This is a genomic window from Acinetobacter sp. YH12116 (assembly GCF_013418895.1).
Lineage (GTDB): Bacteria > Pseudomonadota > Gammaproteobacteria > Pseudomonadales > Moraxellaceae > Acinetobacter > Acinetobacter indicus.
Window position 1 is genome coordinate 59,536 of sequence record NZ_VPBE01000002.1, and the last position, 19,728, is coordinate 79,263.

The window sequence follows — 19,728 nt, forward strand, 5'->3', positions numbered from 1 at the left end:
ATGGCACAAATTATTGCGATTGCGAACCAGAAAGGTGGTGTCGGTAAAACTACAACCGCAGTAAATTTGGCAGCATCGTTAGCTGTTTTGAAAAAGCGCGTTTTACTTGTGGATATGGATTCACAGGGAAATGCCACGATGGGTTCTGGTATCCAAAAAAACGACCTTCTATATTCCATTACCGATGTGTTGCTGGGCGAAGTGCCAATTGAAACGGCCATTACCAAATCGGAAGTGGGTTATAAGGTTTTAGGTGCAAACCGTGATTTGTCCGGTGTGGAACTGGCTATTGCCGAGCAGGAAGGGCGCGAGTTTATTCTGCGTGATGCACTGGGCGAAATTGAAAAAAGTTTTGACTACATTATTGTCGATTGTGCGCCAAGCTTAAGCTTAATTACCGTGAATGCGCTGGCTGCGGTACAGGGCGTGATGATTCCAATGCAATGTGAATACTATGCGCTGGAAGGTCTGGCCGATTTAACCCAGACCATCGACCGGATTCAGCAGGCTTTAAATCCAGAGCTGGAAATTATTGGTGTGCTGCGAACCATGTACGATGCGCGTAATGCATTAACCCGTGATGTGTCTGAAGAGCTGCAACAGTATTTTGGCAAAAAGCTGTATGACACCGTGATTCCACGTAATGTGCGTCTGGCCGAAGCACCGGCGCATGGTTTGCCTGTAATTTATTTTGAGAAAAGTTCAAAGGGTGCAGTTGCTTACCTGAATCTGGCAGCTGAAATGTTAAAGAAAAGCAAAGTGAAAAAAGGAAGTAAAGCATGACCATAAAAAAACGCGGACTCGCCAAAGGTCGTGGTTTGGATGCCTTACTTGGGTCGATCCAGAAAGAAAAATTACAACTTGAAGCCCAGTCTTTGGATCATGGTCAGCTAAAACAGATTGATGTGCATTTATTAAAACGGGGTGAATATCAGCCACGCCGTTTTATCCATGAACAGGACTTACAGGAACTTGCCGCCTCGATTGAAAAACACGGGGTCATGCAACCGATTGTGATTCGTCCGATTGATGACGAACAGCATCCGTATGAAATTATTGCTGGTGAACGTCGCTGGCGTGCCGCACAGCTGGCGGGACTCACCGAAGTTCCGGCAATTGTCCGTGACCTGACCGATCAGGTGGCGATTGCACTGGCTTTAATTGAAAATATTCAGCGTCAGGATCTGAATCCGATTGATCAGGCCATGGCCTTGCAGCGCTTCCATGACGAGTTTGGTCTGAGCCATCAGGAAATTGCCGACACCGTCGGTAAGGCACGAACTACGGTCAGTAACCTGTTGCGTTTGTTGACTTTAACTGAAGAAGTTAAAGACCTGATGCAGCAAGGGCTGCTGGATATGGGCCATGCGCGCGCCATTTTGACCTTAAAAGCCAAAGATCAGCTGAAAGTGGCTGAACTGGTGATTGAAAAGAGTTTGTCGGTCCGTCAGACCGAACAGCTGGTGCGTGACTGGAGCGCACCAAAAACAGAAAAACCAAAAGCAGAACCGGCACCGGATATTCAGCAACTGACACAACGTCTGTCAGAGCGTTTCAGTGCCAATGTCAAAATTGATCATAACAAGCAGGGTAAGGGGAAGCTGGTGATCAGCTATCACTCCTTAGAAGAACTAGATGGTATTTTAAATATCTGCTTGGCTGATTAATTTTTATTGTAGATTTATTGGGGAAAATCGAATGTGGGAATTGGTAAAAGCAGGCGGCTGGCTGATGCTGCCGTTACTGTTGTGCTCTGTGTTTACGCTGGCCATCAGTATTGAGCGTTTTTTACGTCTTAAGCGTGCCGGTGTGGTGCCGAAAGCCTTGCAATTACAAACCGGACAGCCGGTGCAAGGCGTGTTACAGCAGTTGCAGCAATCGGAAAATTTACAGCACAGTACTTTGGGCCGAATCTTTATGGCTGGTGCGCAAAATAAACACCAGTCTGAACAGTTTGCGCGTGCGCAGATGGAAGCGACAGCCTCTCAGGAAATTGGCTATCTGGAAAAAAATATTAATTTCCTCGGGACTTTAAGTGCTGTGGCGCCGTTGCTGGGCTTATTGGGGACCGTTCTGGGGATTATTGAATCTTTCCTGATGATTGATATCAGTTCAAGCAATCCGACTTTAATGATTCCGGGGATTTCCAAAGCACTGATTACCACCGCAGCGGGTATGCTGATTGCAGTGCCGGCTTTATTTGCTTACCGTTATTTCCAGCGTCTGGTACAGGAATATGTGGCCGAGCTGGAACAGCAGGCGACATTGTTTCATGCTGCGCTGTTTCATCAAACCCAGATTGTTGATGAAGACATTAAAAAAGCAGGCTAAGGTGACCTATGAAATTCAAACGCTCGCAAGTGGAAGATATTCATATTAACCTGACACCGATGATTGACTGTTTGCTGTTTATTCTGGTGTTCCTGTTACTGTCCACCAGTTTTAACCAGTTTAGCCGGATGAACCTGACCTTGCCGGAAGCGCAAGGGGTGCCACCGAAAGCCTATGACCAGAAAGTCGAGGTGGTGGTCGATGCTTCCGGGCATTATTCGGTCAACGGGCAGGCGCTTTCCAGCAAGGAAGTTGCTGATTTAAATACAGCAATTAAACAAATTTCCAATGATCGACGTGATTTAATGTTTATCATTGCGGCAGACGCGAAAGCTTCTCATCAGGATGTGATTCGTGTCATGGATGTTGCGGGACAACTGGGTTTCGTCAACATTAACATCAGTACGAAAGTACCAACTCGAGGCTATTAGTGAATCCGGATTATAAAGTCTACCTGCGTCTACTCGGTTATTTAAAACCTTTCTGGGGAATCGCGATTCTGGTTGTGGTGGGTTTTGCCATCAATGCGGCGACTGAAGTTTCAGTGGCCAAGTTGCTGGAAAAAATTATTACGGCAATTCAGGAAAAAGACTACACCTTCACCCACCTGTTTCCTTTTCTGGTGGTGTTGCTGATGTTTTTCCGTGGTGTCGGCCTGTTTCTGGGCGGCTACTATACCGCGGTCATTTCACGTAATCTGGTGTTTAATGTGCGCCAGGAAGTATTTGCCAAATTGCTGCGCTTACCGTCGCAGTATTATCTGGACAATACCAGTGGCCACATTACTGCCAAAATCATGTATAACGTGGAGCAGCTGACAGCGGCTTCCACCGAATCTTTGCGTACCTTGCTGCAACAGGGTTTAATTACCATCGCCTTGCTTAGTTACCTGTTTTATAGCAACTGGCGTTTGACCATCTGTATCCTGATTTTTGCCCCGCTGATTGGCCTGTTAATCCGGAAAGCCGCCAAGCGTATGCGTAAGCTGTCAATTCAGGTGCAGGATACCATGGGTGATGTGAACCACGTGGTGCAGGAAACTGTAAACGGCAATCTGGTGGTGAAAGGTTTTGCCGGTCATCAATACGAGCAGGAACGCTTTAAACAGAACTCACTGGAAAACTTGCGCCGCGGCCTGAAAATGGTAGCTGTGCAGCAGCTCAACAGTCCGGTGGTACAGCTGATCATGTCGATTGCACTTTCCATTGTGATCTGGATTGCACTGCGCCCGGAAATTTTACGCGATACCTCAGCTGGTGAATTTGTGGCTTATATTACTGCTGCCGGGATGCTGAGCAAACCAATTAAAGCGCTAACCGATATCAACGAAAAACTGCAACGCGGTATGGCGGCGGCGCATTCTGTATTTGAACTGCTGGATATGCCGGAAGAAAAAAATACTGGTACCTTAACTCCAGCCTTAAAAGGCAATATTGAATTTGATCAGGCCAATCTGGTCTATGCCGATGGCCATCATGCCATTCATGACTTTAGCCTGAATGTTAAAGCCGGTGAAACCGTGGCACTGGTCGGACGTTCAGGGGCGGGCAAAAGCTCACTGGTCAATTTGCTGGTGCGTTTTCAGGAATTATCTTCAGGCGGGATCAAACTGGATGGGCTGGATATTCATCAGATTGAACTGAATAGCCTGCGTACCCAAATTGCCATGGTCAATCAGCAGGTGGTGCTATTTAATCGTACCGTGCGTGAAAATATTGCGTATGGTCAGCTGGAAGGTGCCTCGGATGAAGAGATTATCGCGGCGGCTAAAGCGGCGTATGCGCATGATTTTATTATGGCCTTACCACAAGGCTATGACACACCACTCGGTGCGCAGGGTTTAAACCTGTCCGGTGGTCAGCGTCAGCGTATCGCGATTGCCCGTGCTATTTTGAAAAATGCACCGATCCTGATTCTGGATGAAGCGACCAGTGCATTAGACAATGAATCTGAATACTTTATTCAACGTGCCTTTGATGCAGCGATGCAGAATCGTACCACCATTGTCATTGCACACCGTTTATCTACCATCGAAAATGCCGACCGTATTGTTGTGATGGATCAAGGGCGTATTATTGAACAGGGTACCCATCAGGAACTGTTAAACCAGCAGGGTGCTTATTATCAGTTGCATCAGCGCAATTTCGAGGAATAATCAGCCATGTCATTTGCACAATTCATTCAGGACGCTTGGAACAAGCAAGCCAAATGGTTGGTTGTGCTACGGCCGTTGGCGCTGTTATATCGTGGTGGCAGTGTGCTGAATCAGAAGCTGTATGCTTCGGGGATGAAAGCAGCCTATACCGCACCAGTGCCGGTGATGGTGATTGGCAACATTACCGTAGGCGGTAGCGGCAAAACGCCGCTGCTGATTCATCTGGTTAATTATCTGCATAGCCTGAATGTGCGTGTTGGCGTAATTAGCCGCGGCTATGGCGGCAAAGGCCCATTCCCGGCCTATGTTGATTTTGAATCGACGCCGGACATGGTCGGCGATGAACCCTGTCTGATTGTACAATCTACCGGTGCGCCAATGGCGGTCGGTGCCAATCGTCAGCAGAGTATTGAATTGCTGCTGTCCAGACATGAACTGGACCTGATTATTAGTGATGATGGTTTACAACATCTGGCGCTCAATCGCCAGTTGGAATGGATTGTGCTGGACAATAACCGCGGTCTGGGCAATGAAAAAATTCTGCCTGAAGGTTATTTGCGAGAGCCGAAAAGCCGCCTTGATACGGCAACCGTGATTGAACATGCAGCACAGCCAGGTTCAGCGCTGAATATGCATCTGGAAGTGGCCGAGCCTTATTTACTTAATGCCATAGAGGGTAAGGTGTTTAATCCGCAAGATGCTTTTTATGCCGTGGTTGGGATTGGTTTTCCGCAGCGTTTTTATCGCACCTTAGAGTCGATGGGCATCCAGCAATTCCAGTGCCACGAATTTCCAGATCATCATGATTATGAAATTGATGACTTGCAGTTTGAAGATCATCAACCGATTATTACCACCGAAAAAGATGCGGTGAAAATTTTGCCCTTGCTGAAACAGTATCCTGATTTTAACCGGGAAATCTGGGTGGTGCCGGTTGAAGCGGTATTGTCACCTGCTTGTTATCAGGTTTTGCATCAACAGTTAGCGCAGCTGGGTTTGACCCTGAATGAAGGACAGTTATGAAACACATCGTTATTCCTGCACGTTTTGCCAGTTCACGCTTACCGGGTAAGCCCTTACTTGAAATTCATGGCCGTCCCATGATTTTACGGGTGGTGGATCAGGCCAAAAAAGTCGAAGGTTTTGATGACTTATGTGTGGCGACAGATGATGTACGTATTGCCGATGTCTGCCGCGCTGAAGGGGTGGATGTGGTCTTGACTTCAGCAGATCATCCTTCTGGGACTGACCGTTTAAGTGAAGTAGCGCGGATTAAAGGCTGGGCCAGTGATGACATTATTGTCAATGTGCAAGGTGATGAACCTTTGTTGCCCGCGCAGCTGGTGAAACAGGTGGCGCAGCTCTTGGTTGATCAGCCCGGCTGTTCGATGTCGACACTGTGTGAACCGATTCATGCACTGGATGAGTTCCAGCGTGACAGCATTGTCAAAGTGGTGATGTCCAAGCACAATCAGGCTTTGTATTTTAGCCGCGCGACCATTCCTTATGATCGTGACGGGGCGAAAAATGCCGTGCCGCAATTGCATGATCAGGCTTATCGTCATTTGGGCCTGTATGCCTATCGGGTAAAACTGTTACAGGAATATGTGACTTGGGAGATGGGTCTGCTGGAGCGTCTGGAAAGTCTGGAGCAGCTGCGGGTGCTGGAAAATGGACATCGGATTGCGATTGCCGTGGCTGAAGCCAATTTACCACCGGGTGTCGATACCCAGGAAGATCTGGATCGTTTGAATACGCTTGATCTTGCGCATTTTGAATCGTAGAGCTGGCCATGCAGAATGAAGTGACTGCGCAGATTTATCCCTGGCAGCAAACAGTTTGGGATACACTAACGGGCAGATTTCCCCAGTTGGGCCATGGACTGCTGTTTTATGGTAAAAAAGGCTGTGGCAAAGAAGCTTTTGCGCAGCAGTTTCTGGCCTGGATTTTGTGCCAGCATCGTCATGAGCGCAATCTGCCCTGTGGCGAGTGCGGCAGTTGTCAATGGTTAAAATCAGATACGCATCCGAATTATGTTTATATCACGATCGATGAAGAGAATAAAAAACAAAACGCGAAAATTAAGATCGAGAAGATCCGTGATTTATTACCATTTGTGCAACAAACCGTAGATGGCTGGCGGGTTATTGTGATTGAGCCGGCAGAGGCCTTGAATATTGCTTCTGCCAATGCCTTGCTGAAAACACTGGAAGAGCCGGGCGAGCGGGTGGTGATTATCCTGCTGGCCGATCATTACCTAAAGCTGCCCGCGACTATTCGCAGTCGTTTACAGCATTTTGCCCTCGACCGGATTGCCCCGGAACTGGCCCATGATTTTTTAAGCCAGCACTTGCCGGAAAGCAGCGAGCAGCAAAAACAGCTGCTGATGAACCTGTCCAATCAGATGCCGCTGCAAGCCATTCAGGTGGCCGAGCAGGACTGGTTCTTTAAGCGCGCTGACTTTGTGCAAGACTGGCAAAAATTGGTCAGTCAAAAAAATATGCCGATGGCAATTGCGACCAAGTGGAATAAAGAGCTGAGTTTTAGTGAATTTGGTCAGATGTTTGAATACTTGTTGTCAGATTTGATTTGTGTCAAGCTAAATCAACCGGTGAAAAACATCGACCTGACACTAAGCGCGCTGGCCGAGCAGTATTCGCTGGAAGCATTATTTGATATTTATAGTGATATACAACAATCAAAACAGATGACAGAGCAGAATGTTCAAAGCAATCTGATTCTTGATCAGCTGTGTATAAAATTGATGAATCTTTAAGGGGAAACAGTATGCAGCCACGTATGGGCGGAATTATCCAGGCCAATATTCCAGATCTAGAAACGCTCTATTTAAGTTATATGCCCTATGTGGTCGATGGCGGACTGTTTATTCCTTCCAAGCAACCGGTGCAGATGGGCGAAGAAATCTTTGTACTGGCGACCTTGCCGGAACAATCACAAAAAATTCCACTGACCGGTAAAGTAATCTGGATTTCACAAAAACAGAATGGGGTGAAATTACAGGGCTTTGGTATTCAACTCAGTGGTGAAAAGGGTCTGTATTACAAAGCAGAAGCAGAAAGACTACTGGCAGGACTTAAGTCTTCAAATCGAAACAGTTACACTATGTAGTCTGTTCTAAGTTGTTGTAGGAAACGCCTGTGTTTGTAGATACGCATTGTCATTTAACCATGCTCGATTTAACTCCGTATGATGGAAATCTGGATCTGGCATTGGCGCAGGCGCGAGAAGCCGGCGTATCTAAATTTATGAGTATTTCGGTCGATCTGGACGACCATATCGAACTGGCAAAAATTGCCGCACGTCATGCAGATGTCGGTTATACCGTGGGTGTGCATCCTTGTGAGGATGCTGCCACCATGGCGCGTGCCACCACTGACTATCTGGTCGAGCTGGCACAACCGGAAAAAGTCTGGGCGCTGGGGGAAACCGGGCTGGATTATTATCACAGTACCGATTTTATTGCCGAGCAGAAAGACTGTTTTGCCCGCCATATCCATGCCTCGCAAATTGTAAAAAAACCGGTGGTGGTGCATACCCGTTCAGCCAAGAATGATACGGTTGATATTATCCGCGCGGAAAAATCAACCCATGGGATTTTGCACTGTTTTACCGAAGATTGGGAAACCGCCAAAGCGGTGCTGGACTGCGGTTACTATGTCTCTTTCTCGGGTATTGTGTCGTTTAAAAATGCCCAGGATTTACGGGATGTGGCCAAGCAGGTGCCACTAGATCGCGTTCTGATTGAAACCGATTCACCGTATCTGGCACCAATGCCATATCGTGGTAAATCAAATGAACCAAAATATGTCCCATATGTAGCCAAAGCCCTGAGTGATGTATATGATAAGTCACTGGAAGAGATGGCTTTCATAACCATGCAGAATTTTGAAAACCTCTTGAACCAAAAGTAAAAATCTAGAAATTTTTAAAACTGACCGATAAGTGCATAAGAGAGAGTTTATAGGGTGAAGATGGATCGTCAGGCTCAATTTCGAGCAAGAGAAACCTTAATTTTTCAAGTGGCAGAGCAGTTGCTATTAGAAAATGGCGAAGCAGGGATGACGCTTGATGCCTTGGCCGCAGAATTAGACCTGGCCAAAGGCACGCTTTATAAACATTTCCAGAGTAAAGACGAGCTGTACATGTTGCTGATTATTCGTAATGAGAACATGCTGCTCGAAATGATCAAGGATGCTGAGAAAAAGTTTCCTGAACATTTGGCCTTCTTTATGCTGCATCACTTGCATCATCCTGAGCGCACGGTACTGTTCCATCAGATTGAAGAGCGCCTGTCGACTACTGGTATGGGCATCAACCATCTGTTTAACGAGCTGTATCAGGTACGTAAACAGCGCCTGCGTCTGATTATTCGCATGACTGAGCATTATCTGGAATCAATTCAGAGCAAAATGTCGGTGCGTGACTATCTGGCTTCGATCTGGTCCTTGACGCACGGCGCGGCGGCCATTCTAAACTCCAGTTTCTATCAGCGTTACCTGGGTTCACGTGACACCTTGCGCGTGGCCTATATTGACCAGGCACTGGCCTTGCCGAAACAAGTTCAACATCTCGAACAGATCGCTTAAACCTCATGACTAGATCGCATCACTTCTCATCTGTTCGTGGTTTTACACTCATTGAATTGATGGTGGTGATTGTGGTCATGGCCATTGCCGCCTCACTGGTGCTGATGAATATTGGCGGGGTGGACCAGCGCAGCGCCATGCAGGCACGTGAAGTGTTTTTGATGGATGTGAAGAAGCTGCAACGCGAAGCAGACGATCAGTCGCGTGTGCTGGCTCTAAATGTTCAAAATGCCAGCGATGTGTCACCATTTCGTTATGAAGTTCTGGAATATTTGCCAGCAACCACCGCTACCGACAGTTCAAGCGTCATGCTCAGTCAAACCGCGACCCGCTGGCAAAAATATGCCGAATTTGAGATGCAAAGTTTGCCCGATGGGGTGAGCTTTCAGATTCAGCCCTTACAACACGGCTTTGAGAATGCGCAGAATGCCGCCTTGCTGCAAGGCGATGCGCCGAAACTGATCTGGCTCGGTAATGGCGAAATTAAACCGGTACGGATTCAGTTTTATTTCGAGCAGCGTCCGGTTGGGGCTGAAATCGAAATTGATCATCTGGGTAAGATCGTGAATGAAGAATAGATTATTTTCAGCCTTCTTATCGCCTGATCTGCAAAAACTGAGCCGGCTTTTTTCCAGCTGTTCAACATCCGCGTACCGATTACGAGCATATCCGCATCAGACCCGATTCAAGCGTATTGCCGGTTTTACCTTATTAGAAGTGATGGTGGCACTGGCGATTTTCGCTACAGCTGCCATGGCGCTGACTCAAGTGGCCATGCAATATACCCAGTCCACCTCTCATGCCATTTTAAGAACCAAAGCACAGTTTGTGGCCTTAAATGAACAGGCTCTAATGGAAATCCAGCAGGACTGGCTGACGGGTACGCAATCAAAACAGGTCACCCTGCAAGGTGAAAGCTGGCAAATTGATAAAAGCGCACAGCCGACCATTAGCCCGAATGTGCAGCGGGTAGAAGTGCAGGTCAGCTTATTTAACCCCGATACCGGTCAGGTTGAAGCCGGCATCACCCATTTGGTGTTTTTTAATCATCGGGTGGCGCAATGATTAAGGCTAAACGCGGATTTACTCTGGTCGAGCTGCTGGTGGCCATTGCCATCTTTGCGGTGCTGTCTGCCTTAGGCTGGAAAGTATTTGATTATCTGGTCAAGGTCAAAGACCGTAACCAGTGGCATGAACAGCAGTTAGAAGGATTGCAGGGTGCCTATCAGCAAATCTTGCGTGACAGCATTCAGATTGTACCGCTGACGGCCAACATCAATAATGATATTCAGCCAGCTTTGGTATTACAAAACGGCCGTTTTAATTTTAGCAAGACCGGTGTGACCGATCCTTTGCAGCAGGGCATTGCCCCCACTGAACGGATTGAATATCAGTACCGGGCCGACGAACAAAAACTGTATCGTCTGAAATATGCCAATTTGCATCAGTCCGGGCAGGATCAGCCGGTTTCCAGCGTATTATTGGACAATGTTAGCCAGTTTCAGGTTAGTGTGCTGAATCCGCAGGAACTGAGTAACTGGCCAGACAGCAGTATTGACTTAAATGATAATCAACAAAAACGCAAACTGCCAAAAGGCATTAAAATAAATTTAACCGTACAAGATGTACAATATGAATGGATTTTTAGCCTGTTAAATACTGACTTCCTGAAATCAGACAATAAAACCACATCATAAAACAGGCACTAAAGATAGGCAGTGAATGGGGCAATGGGACAGAACATGAAGCAGCAACAGGGTATTGCGCTAATCACCATTTTAATGATGGTGGTATTGGCCACCATTTTGGCGGCGACCATTGCCAAACGTCAGGCCTATACCGCAGAAAGTACTGCTTATTTAATGCGACAGAACCAATCCTTGCTCTATGCCAAAAGTGCCGAAGCCTTCTTCGCTGAATTGCTCAAAGATGATGCTGAAAATGCTGCCGAGGTCGATCATCTGCAAGAAAACTGGGCCCAGCCGATGCCAGCCTTTCCTGTCGAAGATGGTTTTGTGGCGGGTGTGTTGAGTGATGAATCGGGGAAGTTCAATTTAAATGCCTTGCTGAATGACAATGGCAATGTTAATGAAAATGCCAAACTGTATTTTGAACGGCTGCTGGTGCGTGTTGGCTTGCCTGCCCAAATCAGTGAAGCGGTAATTGACTGGCAAGATGCCGATGATTTACCCATCGGGCCGATGGGTGCCGAGAGTAGCTATTATCAGGGCCTACCTAATGGTTATTTACCTTCAAATTCCCTGTTTTATAGTGTCGAAGAACTGAAACAGGTACGCGGCTTTGAAGAAGGCCGATATCAGCTGTTGCTGCCTTATGTCAGTGCTTTACCGAACCGCAGTACCAGTATCAACATCAATACGGCACCGGCTTTGGTGCTGGCCAGTATTGATGACAAGCTGGATGTGAACCAGATTCAGCAGGTGCTGGAACAGCGTCAGGCCAATCTGGAGCATTTTGCCAATACGCAGGAACTGTGGGAGCTGGATGCCTTTAAACAGGTGGATGCCGCCCTGAAAGCTCAGGTCGGTGCTTTACTGGGGGTACAGTCCAATTACTTTAAGGCAAAAATTGAAGTGATGCTGAGTGAACGCAAACGCCAGTTTAGTAGTGATCTGGTGCGCGATAAAAAAACGGTTTATGTGGCCTATCGCAGCATGGCACCATTTTAAAACACAGCCTTTCAGCGCAATTTTCACTGTGCATAAAGCGAGATAGGTTTTAGCTATCAAGTTAAACAGCAAATTTAATGCTTATTCCTTTAATTTTGCTTTATAATTAATAGTCGATTCACAAATAATCTGGCCTGATCGGGACACATGTTAATTCGTAAGTTATTTAAGTTTGAAAATGCTCATATTGTGCGTAACTGCACTTCAGACCGCTGTAAACGTTCAATACACGGCCATAGCTATAAAGTTGAGCTGTTACTTAAGGCAACGAAATTAGATCATGGTCAAATGGTCTATGATTTTGGCTTGCTAAAAGGTGTGATTAAAGAAATTTTTGATTCTTTCGATCATGCGATCTGTTTCTGGCAACAGGACAATCCGGATTATATTCAGGCCTGCCAAAACTTCAGTGCACGCTGGGTCTCTTTACCAGTATCGCCATCTGCCGAGCAGTTTTCCCGTATTTTCTTCTTTCTGGCGCAGCAGGTGCTGGCCTCAACCATCACCCAGAATGGTGAAGGTGATGTTGAAGTCTATTCGGTAATTGTGCATGAAACCGATACCGGTTATGCGCAAAGCTTTTTAGAAGATATTGAAAACGAACAAATGGGACGGCTTGCCCTGGATCAGATCGAGTTTTCAGCGCAGGTGCGCGCGGAATGGTCAGATCCCGAGATGTATGAAAAATTGAAACAGGGTATTAAATTCCAAAACCCAAGCGTAGATTTACAGGTTAAACTCTAATACACACATCCTGACATGGATATAAAGGATTTAATACAGGTATGTCTTTAACTGAACAGCAACACGCGCAACTGGAGAAGGTTCAGTTAGATGCGAGCTGGAAATATGCCCTGAGCGATTTTTTGCTGGGTGAGAAAATGGATGCCTTAAAAGCATTCCTACTCGAAGAAAAACAAGCCAATAAAGTGATTTATCCACCAAGTGGCTTAATTTTTAATGCACTAAATACCACGCCGCTAGAGCAGGTCAAAGTCGTTATTCTGGGCCAAGATCCTTATCATGGTCCGAATCAGGCACATGGCCTGAGCTTTTCTGTGCAGAGAGGGGTTGCATTACCGCCATCTTTACGTAATATTTTCCATGAGTTACATACCGACTTGGGGCTAGATATTCCCAAGCATGGCGATTTAACCCGTTGGGCGGAACAGGGTGTGCTGCTGTTAAACAGTGTCCTGACTGTTGAGGCTGCACAGCCAACATCGCATCAGAAGCGGGGCTGGGAAGAATTTACAGATCATGTGATTGATGTCCTAAATGAACAGCGTGAGCATATTGTGTTCATTTTATGGGGTGCCTATGCACAGCGTAAGGGACAACGCATTGATCCGAATAAACACTTAATCTTGAAAGCCGCACATCCGTCGCCGCTGGCGGCAAACCGTGGTGGTTTTTTTGGATGTAAAGTGTTTTCAAAAACAAATAATTACCTGAAACAACATGGCATTGAGCCTATAGACTGGCAGCTGGACGCATGACACAAACTCCCGTATTGAAACAGTATCATCCCGATTTAATTGTTGAAGAAGCACAAAATGGCTGGCGTATTGTTCGTTTGAACCGTCCAAAGTCGTTGCATGCACTGGATGAATCTATCGTGACTGCTTTACTGGAAGTCTTTCAGGACTTTCATACGGATGAGCAGGTGAAAGCCATTTGGCTCGATTCCACTACACCAAAAGCTTTCTGTGCCGGTGGCGATGTGCGCAAACTGCGTCAACTGGTGATTAATGACGAAGTTGAGGCAGCCAATAAATTCTTTGAACAGGAATATGCGCTGGATTTGTTGCTGCATAACTATGCCAAACCGGTTCTGGTCTGGGGTGAAGGTTATGTGATGGGCGGTGGTTTGGGTCTGTTTATGGCAGCGCCGTTCCGTCTGGTAACCCCGCATTCACGTCTGGCAATGCCGGAAATTAATATCGGTCTTTATCCAGATGTAGGTGCATCGCGCTTTCTGGCAGATCGGGGTGCTATTGGTCTGTTCACTGGTTTAACCGGTTCGATTATGACTGCCGCCGGCGCTTACGGAATTGGCTGGGCCACACATATCTGTGATGTCGCACGTGATGTGGTGTTGGACCGGATGATTAATATTGACTGGGATCATTATCCGGCCGGTGATTTCCGTGCTATTGATGACACTTTGAACAGTATGCATCGTCCGGTTGGACCAGGACCATTACAGAATTCATTGGATGTAATTCATAGCGTGTGTCGTGGTGTCAACTTTGAACATGACTATGAAGCAATTGTCGGTTTAAGTGATGCGCGTAGCGACTGGCTGCGTCAGGCCAGTGAAAACCTGCAAAAAGGTTCACTGACAACTGCAGCCCTAAGCTGGTTATTATGGCAATGGGGCAAACAGGTGCATTCATGGAATGAAGTGTTTGAACTGGAAACCCAGATTTCGGCCTGGAAAATCAATCACCCTGACTTTGTTGAGGGTGTGCGTGCCCGCCTGGTCGATAAGGATTTATCTCCAGAGTGGAAGCAGGGCGCTGATCGCAGCCTAAAAGGTATTCTGGCCGATGATCCACCGGTGACGTCAATTCAAAGCTGGAATGATCTACTGAAACGTCATGGTGTTATCAGCTGATTTATGTCTGATGTAGAAGCTTATTCTGATGAATACTGGATGCAGCATGCTTTTGAGCAGGCTGCATTAGCGGCCTCGCAGGGAGAAATTCCTGTCGGGGCAATTTTAGTTAGTCAGAACCAGATCATTGGGGCGGGCTATAATGCGCCCATTTCCCTGAATGATCCTACCGCGCATGCTGAAATTCTGGCCATTCGTCAGGCCTGTAGCCACATTGCAAATTACCGTTTGCCGGAAGATACCACGCTCTATGTCACGCTAGAGCCGTGTACCATGTGTGTGGGTGCGCTGATTCATGCCCGGGTAAAACGGGTAGTATTTGGTACCACCGAGCCGAAAGCCGGTTCTCTGGTTAGTGCACGCCAATTGCTGGACAGTGGCTATTATAACCATCTGTTTGAGTTTGAATCGGGCTGTTTACAAACCCAGTGTGCAGCCCAGTTGAGAGATTTTTTCAAGCTGCGTCGTGAGCAGAAAAGACAGCAAAAATTACAACAAAAGTCCTTAAATGATCAGAATCTTTAAAGCATTTTCCTCTACACTAAGCCGTGTATGTGATTGAATCCCTTTAGGAACAATAAAATGAACGCTATTCAAATTAAAAAAGAATTTAATGCGCCTGTAGCACAGGTATTTGAATTAATGTCGAAACATGCCACCTATAACACCGCTTTTGCACCTTTACAGGTTAAGCGTGTCAAGGATTCCGCTGATCCTGAACGCCCGGATGGTGTGGGTTCGGTGCGCCGGATGGGTTTTGGCCCGGTTAAGCCTTTGCAGGAGCAGATTACGGTGCTGGAGCCAAATCAGCGGATTGAATATAAAATTATTAAAAATCCGTTGGTGAAACATCATTTGGGCGTGATTGAATTTGAGCCTGTGGCGGAAGATAAAACCCTGGTGACCTACCGGATTGAGCTACAGGCACGCGCGCCTTTTGTTAGTAAACTCATTCTTGCCCAGTTGAAAACTGCAATTAAAATCGGTTTAAGTAAACTGGCTAAATCTGTATAAAAATCTGTAAATATGTCTGGAAACGCAATGACAGTTCAAATTATTACCATTGATGGGCCAAGTGGCTCAGGTAAAGGTACGCTTGCCGCCAAACTGGCTGCACATTATCAATTTCACTTGCTGGATTCAGGCGCGCTGTATCGTCTGCTTGGGCTGTCATTGCATAAGGCAGATTTGCTGGAAAGTCTGAGTAACGAACTGAGCAAATGCATCGAAATTGCAACAAATTTAGACATCAAATTTCAGAGCACAGCAACCGGCACTCAGGTCATGCTGGATGGCGAAGATGTCAGCCAGACCATCCGTACCGAACGTGTCGGAGAATATGCTTCAAAAGTAGCAGCAATTCCGGAACTTAGAACGGCATTGTTGGCCCGTCAGCGTGCTTTTGCCCAGGCGCCGGGGCTGGTAGCCGATGGTCGTGACATGGCCACCTCCATTTTTCCTGAAGCACAAGCCAAAATTTATCTGACTGCATCGGCAGAGTCGCGCGCGCAAAGACGTGTAAAACAGTTGCAGGGTATGGGGCTGGATGCTAAAATAAACGACATTTTAGCTAATATCGAAGCTCGCGACAAACGGGATATGGAGCGCGAAGTTGCTCCACTCAAGCCAGCGGTTGATGCTTACATCATTGACAGTTCAGATTTGAACATCGATGAAGTCTTTCAACTGATGACACGTTATGTCGATCAGCAATTAGCAAACTAAATTTATTCAGCGAATGCATAGCTTGATCAGTTTTATACGGACTATGTAAACGCTTAACTAAACCGGCCTTGTCTGATCCAAGACCGCTGACTTTATCGGAAATATCATGACCGAATCTTTTGCAGCCCTCTTTGAAGAAAGCGAATTAAACCTCAACGTTGAAAAGGGTGCTGTCATCCAAGGCGTTGTAGTAAGCATCGACTCTGATTGGGTAACAGTTGACACTGGCCTTAAATCTGAAGGTATTGTTGACCGTGCTGAATTCTTAAATGAACAACGTGAACTTGAAGTTCAAGTTGGTGATACTGTTGATGTTGTTGTTGAAGCTCTCGACAACGGTATGGGTCAAACAGTTTTATCACGTGAAAAAGCGAAACGTGCTGAAACTTGGACTAAACTTGAAAAAATCTTTGAAGACGGCGAAATCGTTACTGGTGTTATCTCTGGTAAAGTTAAAGGCGGTTTCACTGTTGACATCGGTCCAGTTCGTGCGTTCTTACCAGGTTCTTTGGTAGACACTCGTCCTATCCGTGACACCACTCACCTTGAAGGTAAAGAGTTAGAATTCAAAGTTATCAAGCTTGACGCTAAACGTAACAACGTTGTTGTTTCTCGTCGTGCTGTTATGGAAGCTGAATCTTCAGCTGACCGTGAAGCGCTTCTTGCTCAGCTTGAAGAAGGTCAAACAGTTACAGGTACGATCAAGAACCTTACTGATTACGGCGCGTTCGTTGACCTTGGTGGTATCGATGGTCTTCTTCACATCACTGACATGGCTTGGAAACGTATCAAGCACCCATCAGAAGTTGTTGAAGTTGGTCAAGAAGTTACTGTTAAAGTACTTAAGTTTGACAAAGAACGTAACCGCGTATCTTTAGGCCTGAAACAATTAGGCGAAGATCCATGGTTAGCGATCATGAGCCGTTATCCTAAAGGTTCTATCGTTAAAGCTCGCGTAACTAACTTAACTGACTACGGTTGCTTCGCTGAAATCGCTGAAGGCGTTGAAGGCTTAGTACACGTTTCAGAAATGGACCACACAAACAAAAACATCCACCCATCTAAAGTTGTTCAGATCGGTGACGAAGTTGACGTTATGGTTCTTGAAGTTGATGAAGAGCGTCGTCGTATTTCTCTTGGTATCAAACAAACTCGTGCTAACCCATGGGAAGAGTTTGCTAAGAACCACGACAAAGGTGAAAAAGTTTCAGGTACAATCAAGTCAATCACTGACTTCGGTATCTTCATCGGTTTACCAGGCGGTATCGATGGTCTAGTTCACTTGTCTGACATCTCTTGGAACGAACAAGGCGAAGAAGCGATTCGTCGTTACAAGAAAGGTGACACTGTTGAAGCGGTTATCCTGTCTGTAGACGCTGAAGGCAACCGTATCAGCCTTGGTATCAAGCAATTGAACAGCGATCCATTCAACGATTTCTTAGCTGCTAACGAACGCGGTGCGCTGGTTAAAGGTACTGTAACTGCAGTTGACGCGAAAGGCGCGACTGTTAAGTTAGCTGACGAAGTTGAAGCAACTCTGAAAGCATCTGAAATCAACCGTGATCGCGTTGAAGATGCAACTAAGTTCTTAGAAGTTGGTCAAGAAGTTGAAGCGAAAATCATCAACGTTGACCGTAAGTCTCGCTCTATCAACTTGTCTATCAAAGCGAAAGACGAAGCTGAAGAGAAAGAAGCAGTAGCTAACTTACGTCAAGCAACAGCTTCTCAAGACAATGGTCCTAAGACTATTGGTGATCTGATCAAAGCTCAGATGAACCACTAAGTAGCCGTGGAAAAGTATGATTAATGTAATTTAACTCTTACTTTTTACACAAATACTGTAAACGGTAGCGTAGTATTAACTTATTGCGCTACCGTTTTGTATTTAAACAGGTTATTATCGGTTTTAAGTTAAAGTAGCTTGATAATTAAAGAGGTCGCAGATGACTACTGAAGCACTTAATAAGTCTGACTTAATAGAGCGAATTTCCCTAAAAAATCCACATTTAGCGGAACCTTTAGTTGAAGAAGCTGTTAAGATTATGATTGATCAAATGATTGAATCACTGTCTGCAGATAACCGAATTGAAATTCGTGGATTTGGTAGCTTTGCATTACATCATCGTGAGCCACGTGTAGGTCGTAACCCGAAAACGGGCAAGTCAGTTAAAGTGGCGGCAAAAGCGGTACCTCATTTCAAACCAGGTAAAGCATTGCGCGATGCAGTGAACGCATCTGCAGAGAAATAATTAATTTATATCCTGAGGTGTGTTTATGCGTTACGTCTTAGTCGCATTATTGATTGTACTGTTTGGCTATTCATTGGCTCTGGTTTTACAAAACGGGACCGAGCTGTCGGTTGACCTTTTGTTCACTCAAGTTCCAGCCATGCGTTTGGGGTTGTTGTTATTACTGACCCTGGCATTGGGTGTTGTTGTTGGACTTTTACTGGGTGTGCAGATTTTCCGCGTATTCCAGACCAGCTGGGAAATCAAGCGACTGCGTAAAGATATTGACCATCTGCGCAAAGAGCAAATTCATACGGCACAGTTGGCAGCGGCTGAGGCAGCTGCAAATACGCGCCATGAAAAAACGGTAGTCGATATTCATCCGAATGATCGTTCATCTACACCTTTATAGTGGACGCTTGAATAAAGTTGAATGGCTTTTTTGAGGTCTGCAACTTGAAATATTTAACGCTTAAGAGCTGATCTCCTAAGCGTTTTTTTATGCAGCCATGTTTTGAAACGCTTAGTTTGTTCTATAAGGTTTTATAAATAAGCAGTTTAATTTAACTGCTTTGCTTATATTCAATAAAATTCACTTGGTTGCCAGATTTGAAATTCGTATAATGCTTTAATTTTGTCAGTTTTAAGGGTCTTCTCATGAGTATTATCGTTGCTTTAGATGCAAAAAGTCATTACGACGCAATGACAATTGCCGAGCAGCTAGACCCAGCCTTATGTCGGGTTAAGGTCGGTAAAGAGCTGTTTACCCATGAAGGGCCAGCAGTGGTCAAAGCACTGCAAGATAAAGGCTTTGAAGTTTTTCTGGATTTGAAATTCCACGATATTCCTAATACCACGGCTCAGGCTGTATGTGCGGCAGCAGACTTAGGGGTGTGGATGGTGAATGTGCATGCCTCTGGCGGCCGAAAAATGATGGAAACCTGTGTAGAGCGCTTAAAAGCAGGGAATTACAATACCCAGCTTATTGCTGTGACTGTTTTGACCTCAATGGGTCGTGAAGATTTACGTGATATCGGTTTAGATATTGAGCCATTTGAACAGGTGAAGCGTTTAGCTGCCTTAACCAAAGACAGTGGTTTAGATGGTGTGGTTTGTTCAGCGCAAGAAGCCAAGATGCTGCGTGACAGCTTGGGTCAGGAGTTTGCTCTGGTAACGCCGGGGATTCGCCCTGAAGGTTCAGCTGCAGATGACCAGAAGCGTATCGTCACGCCTAAACAGGCGATGCTGGATGGTTCTACACATCTGGTGATTGGTCGCCCAATTACCAAGGCGGAACATCCTCGTCAAATGCTTAAAGATATTCTAGCGACGTTGTAATCTCCCTAACCCCCCCTTTTCCAAAGGGGGACTC

The 19,728-nt window shown here is 46.0% G+C and carries 25 protein-coding genes; all 25 read left to right on the top strand.

Annotated features, from left to right (window positions below):
- The 25 genes from FTU54_RS01640 (at window position 1) to pyrF (ending at window position 19,694) form a co-directional block, all read left to right on the top strand.
- Window positions 1–783 (top strand): ParA family protein, encoded by a 783-nt coding sequence (locus FTU54_RS01640; RefSeq protein WP_005177476.1) that lies wholly within the window; start codon window positions 1–3, stop codon window positions 781–783.
- Window positions 780–1,667 (top strand): ParB/RepB/Spo0J family partition protein, encoded by an 888-nt coding sequence (locus tag FTU54_RS01645; RefSeq protein WP_005177477.1) that lies wholly within the window; start codon window positions 780–782, stop codon window positions 1,665–1,667. The genes FTU54_RS01640 and FTU54_RS01645 overlap by 4 nt, the downstream gene beginning before the upstream one ends.
- Window positions 1,668–1,698: 31 nt before the next feature.
- Window positions 1,699–2,331 (top strand): MotA/TolQ/ExbB proton channel family protein, encoded by a 633-nt coding sequence (locus tag FTU54_RS01650; protein WP_005177480.1) that lies wholly within the window; start codon window positions 1,699–1,701, stop codon window positions 2,329–2,331.
- A gap of 8 nt (window positions 2,332–2,339) precedes the next feature.
- The gene (locus FTU54_RS01655) at window positions 2,340–2,762 is read left to right on the top strand and encodes a biopolymer transporter ExbD (RefSeq protein ID WP_005177483.1); all 423 of its coding nucleotides are present in this window, start codon (window positions 2,340–2,342) and stop codon (window positions 2,760–2,762) included.
- On the top strand, window positions 2,762–4,486 hold the full coding sequence (gene msbA, locus FTU54_RS01660) for a lipid A export permease/ATP-binding protein MsbA (protein WP_168399630.1): 1,725 nt from the start codon (window positions 2,762–2,764) through the stop codon (window positions 4,484–4,486). The genes FTU54_RS01655 and msbA overlap by 1 nt, the downstream gene beginning before the upstream one ends.
- Window positions 4,487–4,492: 6 nt before the next feature.
- Window positions 4,493–5,509, top strand: coding sequence for a tetraacyldisaccharide 4'-kinase (gene lpxK / locus FTU54_RS01665; RefSeq protein ID WP_168381359.1), 1,017 nt, complete (start codon window positions 4,493–4,495; stop codon window positions 5,507–5,509).
- Entirely contained in the window at window positions 5,506–6,270 is a 765-nt protein-coding gene (gene kdsB, locus FTU54_RS01670; RefSeq protein ID WP_168389794.1) for a 3-deoxy-manno-octulosonate cytidylyltransferase, read from the top strand. The genes lpxK and kdsB overlap by 4 nt, the downstream gene beginning before the upstream one ends.
- Before the next feature lie 8 nt (window positions 6,271–6,278).
- Window positions 6,279–7,262, top strand: a complete 984-nt coding sequence (locus FTU54_RS01675; protein ID WP_075166783.1) for a DNA polymerase III subunit delta' — start codon at window positions 6,279–6,281, stop codon at window positions 7,260–7,262.
- Between the two features lie 11 nt (window positions 7,263–7,273).
- A complete protein-coding gene (locus tag FTU54_RS01680) occupies window positions 7,274–7,615 on the top strand; it encodes a PilZ domain-containing protein (RefSeq protein ID WP_005177501.1) in 342 nt (113 codons plus the stop codon).
- Between the two features lie 29 nt (window positions 7,616–7,644).
- Window positions 7,645–8,418, top strand: coding sequence for a TatD family hydrolase (locus FTU54_RS01685; RefSeq protein WP_180074343.1), 774 nt, complete (start codon window positions 7,645–7,647; stop codon window positions 8,416–8,418).
- A gap of 60 nt (window positions 8,419–8,478) precedes the next feature.
- Window positions 8,479–9,093 (top strand): TetR/AcrR family transcriptional regulator, encoded by a 615-nt coding sequence (locus FTU54_RS01690; protein WP_075166784.1) that lies wholly within the window; start codon window positions 8,479–8,481, stop codon window positions 9,091–9,093.
- A 5-nt stretch (window positions 9,094–9,098) separates the two neighbouring features.
- Complete coding sequence (locus FTU54_RS01695) at window positions 9,099–9,671, top strand: prepilin-type N-terminal cleavage/methylation domain-containing protein (RefSeq protein ID WP_168389795.1); 573 nt, start codon at window positions 9,099–9,101, stop codon at window positions 9,669–9,671.
- 115 nt (window positions 9,672–9,786) lie between these two features.
- Window positions 9,787–10,158 (top strand): type II secretion system minor pseudopilin GspI, encoded by a 372-nt coding sequence (gene gspI / locus FTU54_RS01700; protein ID WP_228288776.1) that lies wholly within the window; start codon window positions 9,787–9,789, stop codon window positions 10,156–10,158.
- Entirely contained in the window at window positions 10,155–10,790 is a 636-nt protein-coding gene (gene gspJ, locus FTU54_RS01705; RefSeq protein WP_152342358.1) for a type II secretion system minor pseudopilin GspJ, read from the top strand. Before gspI ends, gspJ begins: the two co-directional genes overlap by 4 nt.
- Window positions 10,791–10,835: 45 nt before the next feature.
- Window positions 10,836–11,783 carry a type II secretion system minor pseudopilin GspK gene (gspK, locus tag FTU54_RS01710; protein ID WP_152342359.1) on the top strand — a complete coding sequence of 316 codons (948 nt, stop codon included), beginning with the start codon at window positions 10,836–10,838 and terminating at the stop codon, window positions 11,781–11,783.
- Window positions 11,784–11,930: 147 nt separating this feature from the next.
- On the top strand, window positions 11,931–12,527 hold the full coding sequence (locus tag FTU54_RS01715) for a 6-carboxytetrahydropterin synthase (RefSeq protein ID WP_005177512.1): 597 nt from the start codon (window positions 11,931–11,933) through the stop codon (window positions 12,525–12,527).
- A 41-nt stretch (window positions 12,528–12,568) separates the two neighbouring features.
- On the top strand, window positions 12,569–13,282 hold the full coding sequence (gene ung / locus FTU54_RS01720) for a uracil-DNA glycosylase (RefSeq protein ID WP_075174517.1): 714 nt from the start codon (window positions 12,569–12,571) through the stop codon (window positions 13,280–13,282).
- Entirely contained in the window at window positions 13,279–14,403 is a 1,125-nt protein-coding gene (locus FTU54_RS01725; RefSeq protein ID WP_005177517.1) for an enoyl-CoA hydratase/isomerase family protein, read from the top strand. The genes ung and FTU54_RS01725 overlap by 4 nt, the downstream gene beginning before the upstream one ends.
- A 3-nt stretch (window positions 14,404–14,406) precedes the next feature.
- Window positions 14,407–14,928: a tRNA adenosine(34) deaminase TadA gene (gene tadA / locus FTU54_RS01730; RefSeq protein WP_180074345.1), complete on the top strand. Its 522-nt coding sequence runs from the start codon at window positions 14,407–14,409 to the stop codon at window positions 14,926–14,928.
- A gap of 57 nt (window positions 14,929–14,985) precedes the next feature.
- The gene (locus FTU54_RS01735) at window positions 14,986–15,417 is read left to right on the top strand and encodes an SRPBCC family protein (RefSeq protein WP_104473640.1); all 432 of its coding nucleotides are present in this window, start codon (window positions 14,986–14,988) and stop codon (window positions 15,415–15,417) included.
- 27 nt (window positions 15,418–15,444) lie between these two features.
- Window positions 15,445–16,128 (top strand): (d)CMP kinase, encoded by a 684-nt coding sequence (cmk, locus tag FTU54_RS01740; protein WP_016658215.1) that lies wholly within the window; start codon window positions 15,445–15,447, stop codon window positions 16,126–16,128.
- Window positions 16,129–16,234: 106 nt separating this feature from the next.
- Window positions 16,235–17,911, top strand: coding sequence for a 30S ribosomal protein S1 (rpsA, locus tag FTU54_RS01745; protein ID WP_005177527.1), 1,677 nt, complete (start codon window positions 16,235–16,237; stop codon window positions 17,909–17,911).
- A gap of 160 nt (window positions 17,912–18,071) precedes the next feature.
- Window positions 18,072–18,377, top strand: coding sequence for an integration host factor subunit beta (locus FTU54_RS01750; protein ID WP_005177533.1), 306 nt, complete (start codon window positions 18,072–18,074; stop codon window positions 18,375–18,377).
- Window positions 18,378–18,402: 25 nt separating this feature from the next.
- Window positions 18,403–18,768, top strand: a complete 366-nt coding sequence (locus FTU54_RS01755) for a lipopolysaccharide assembly protein LapA domain-containing protein (RefSeq protein ID WP_005177535.1) — start codon at window positions 18,403–18,405, stop codon at window positions 18,766–18,768.
- Window positions 18,769–19,013: 245 nt separating this feature from the next.
- On the top strand, window positions 19,014–19,694 hold the full coding sequence (gene pyrF, locus FTU54_RS01760) for an orotidine-5'-phosphate decarboxylase (protein ID WP_104488985.1): 681 nt from the start codon (window positions 19,014–19,016) through the stop codon (window positions 19,692–19,694).
- Window positions 19,695–19,728 lie beyond the last annotated feature (34 nt).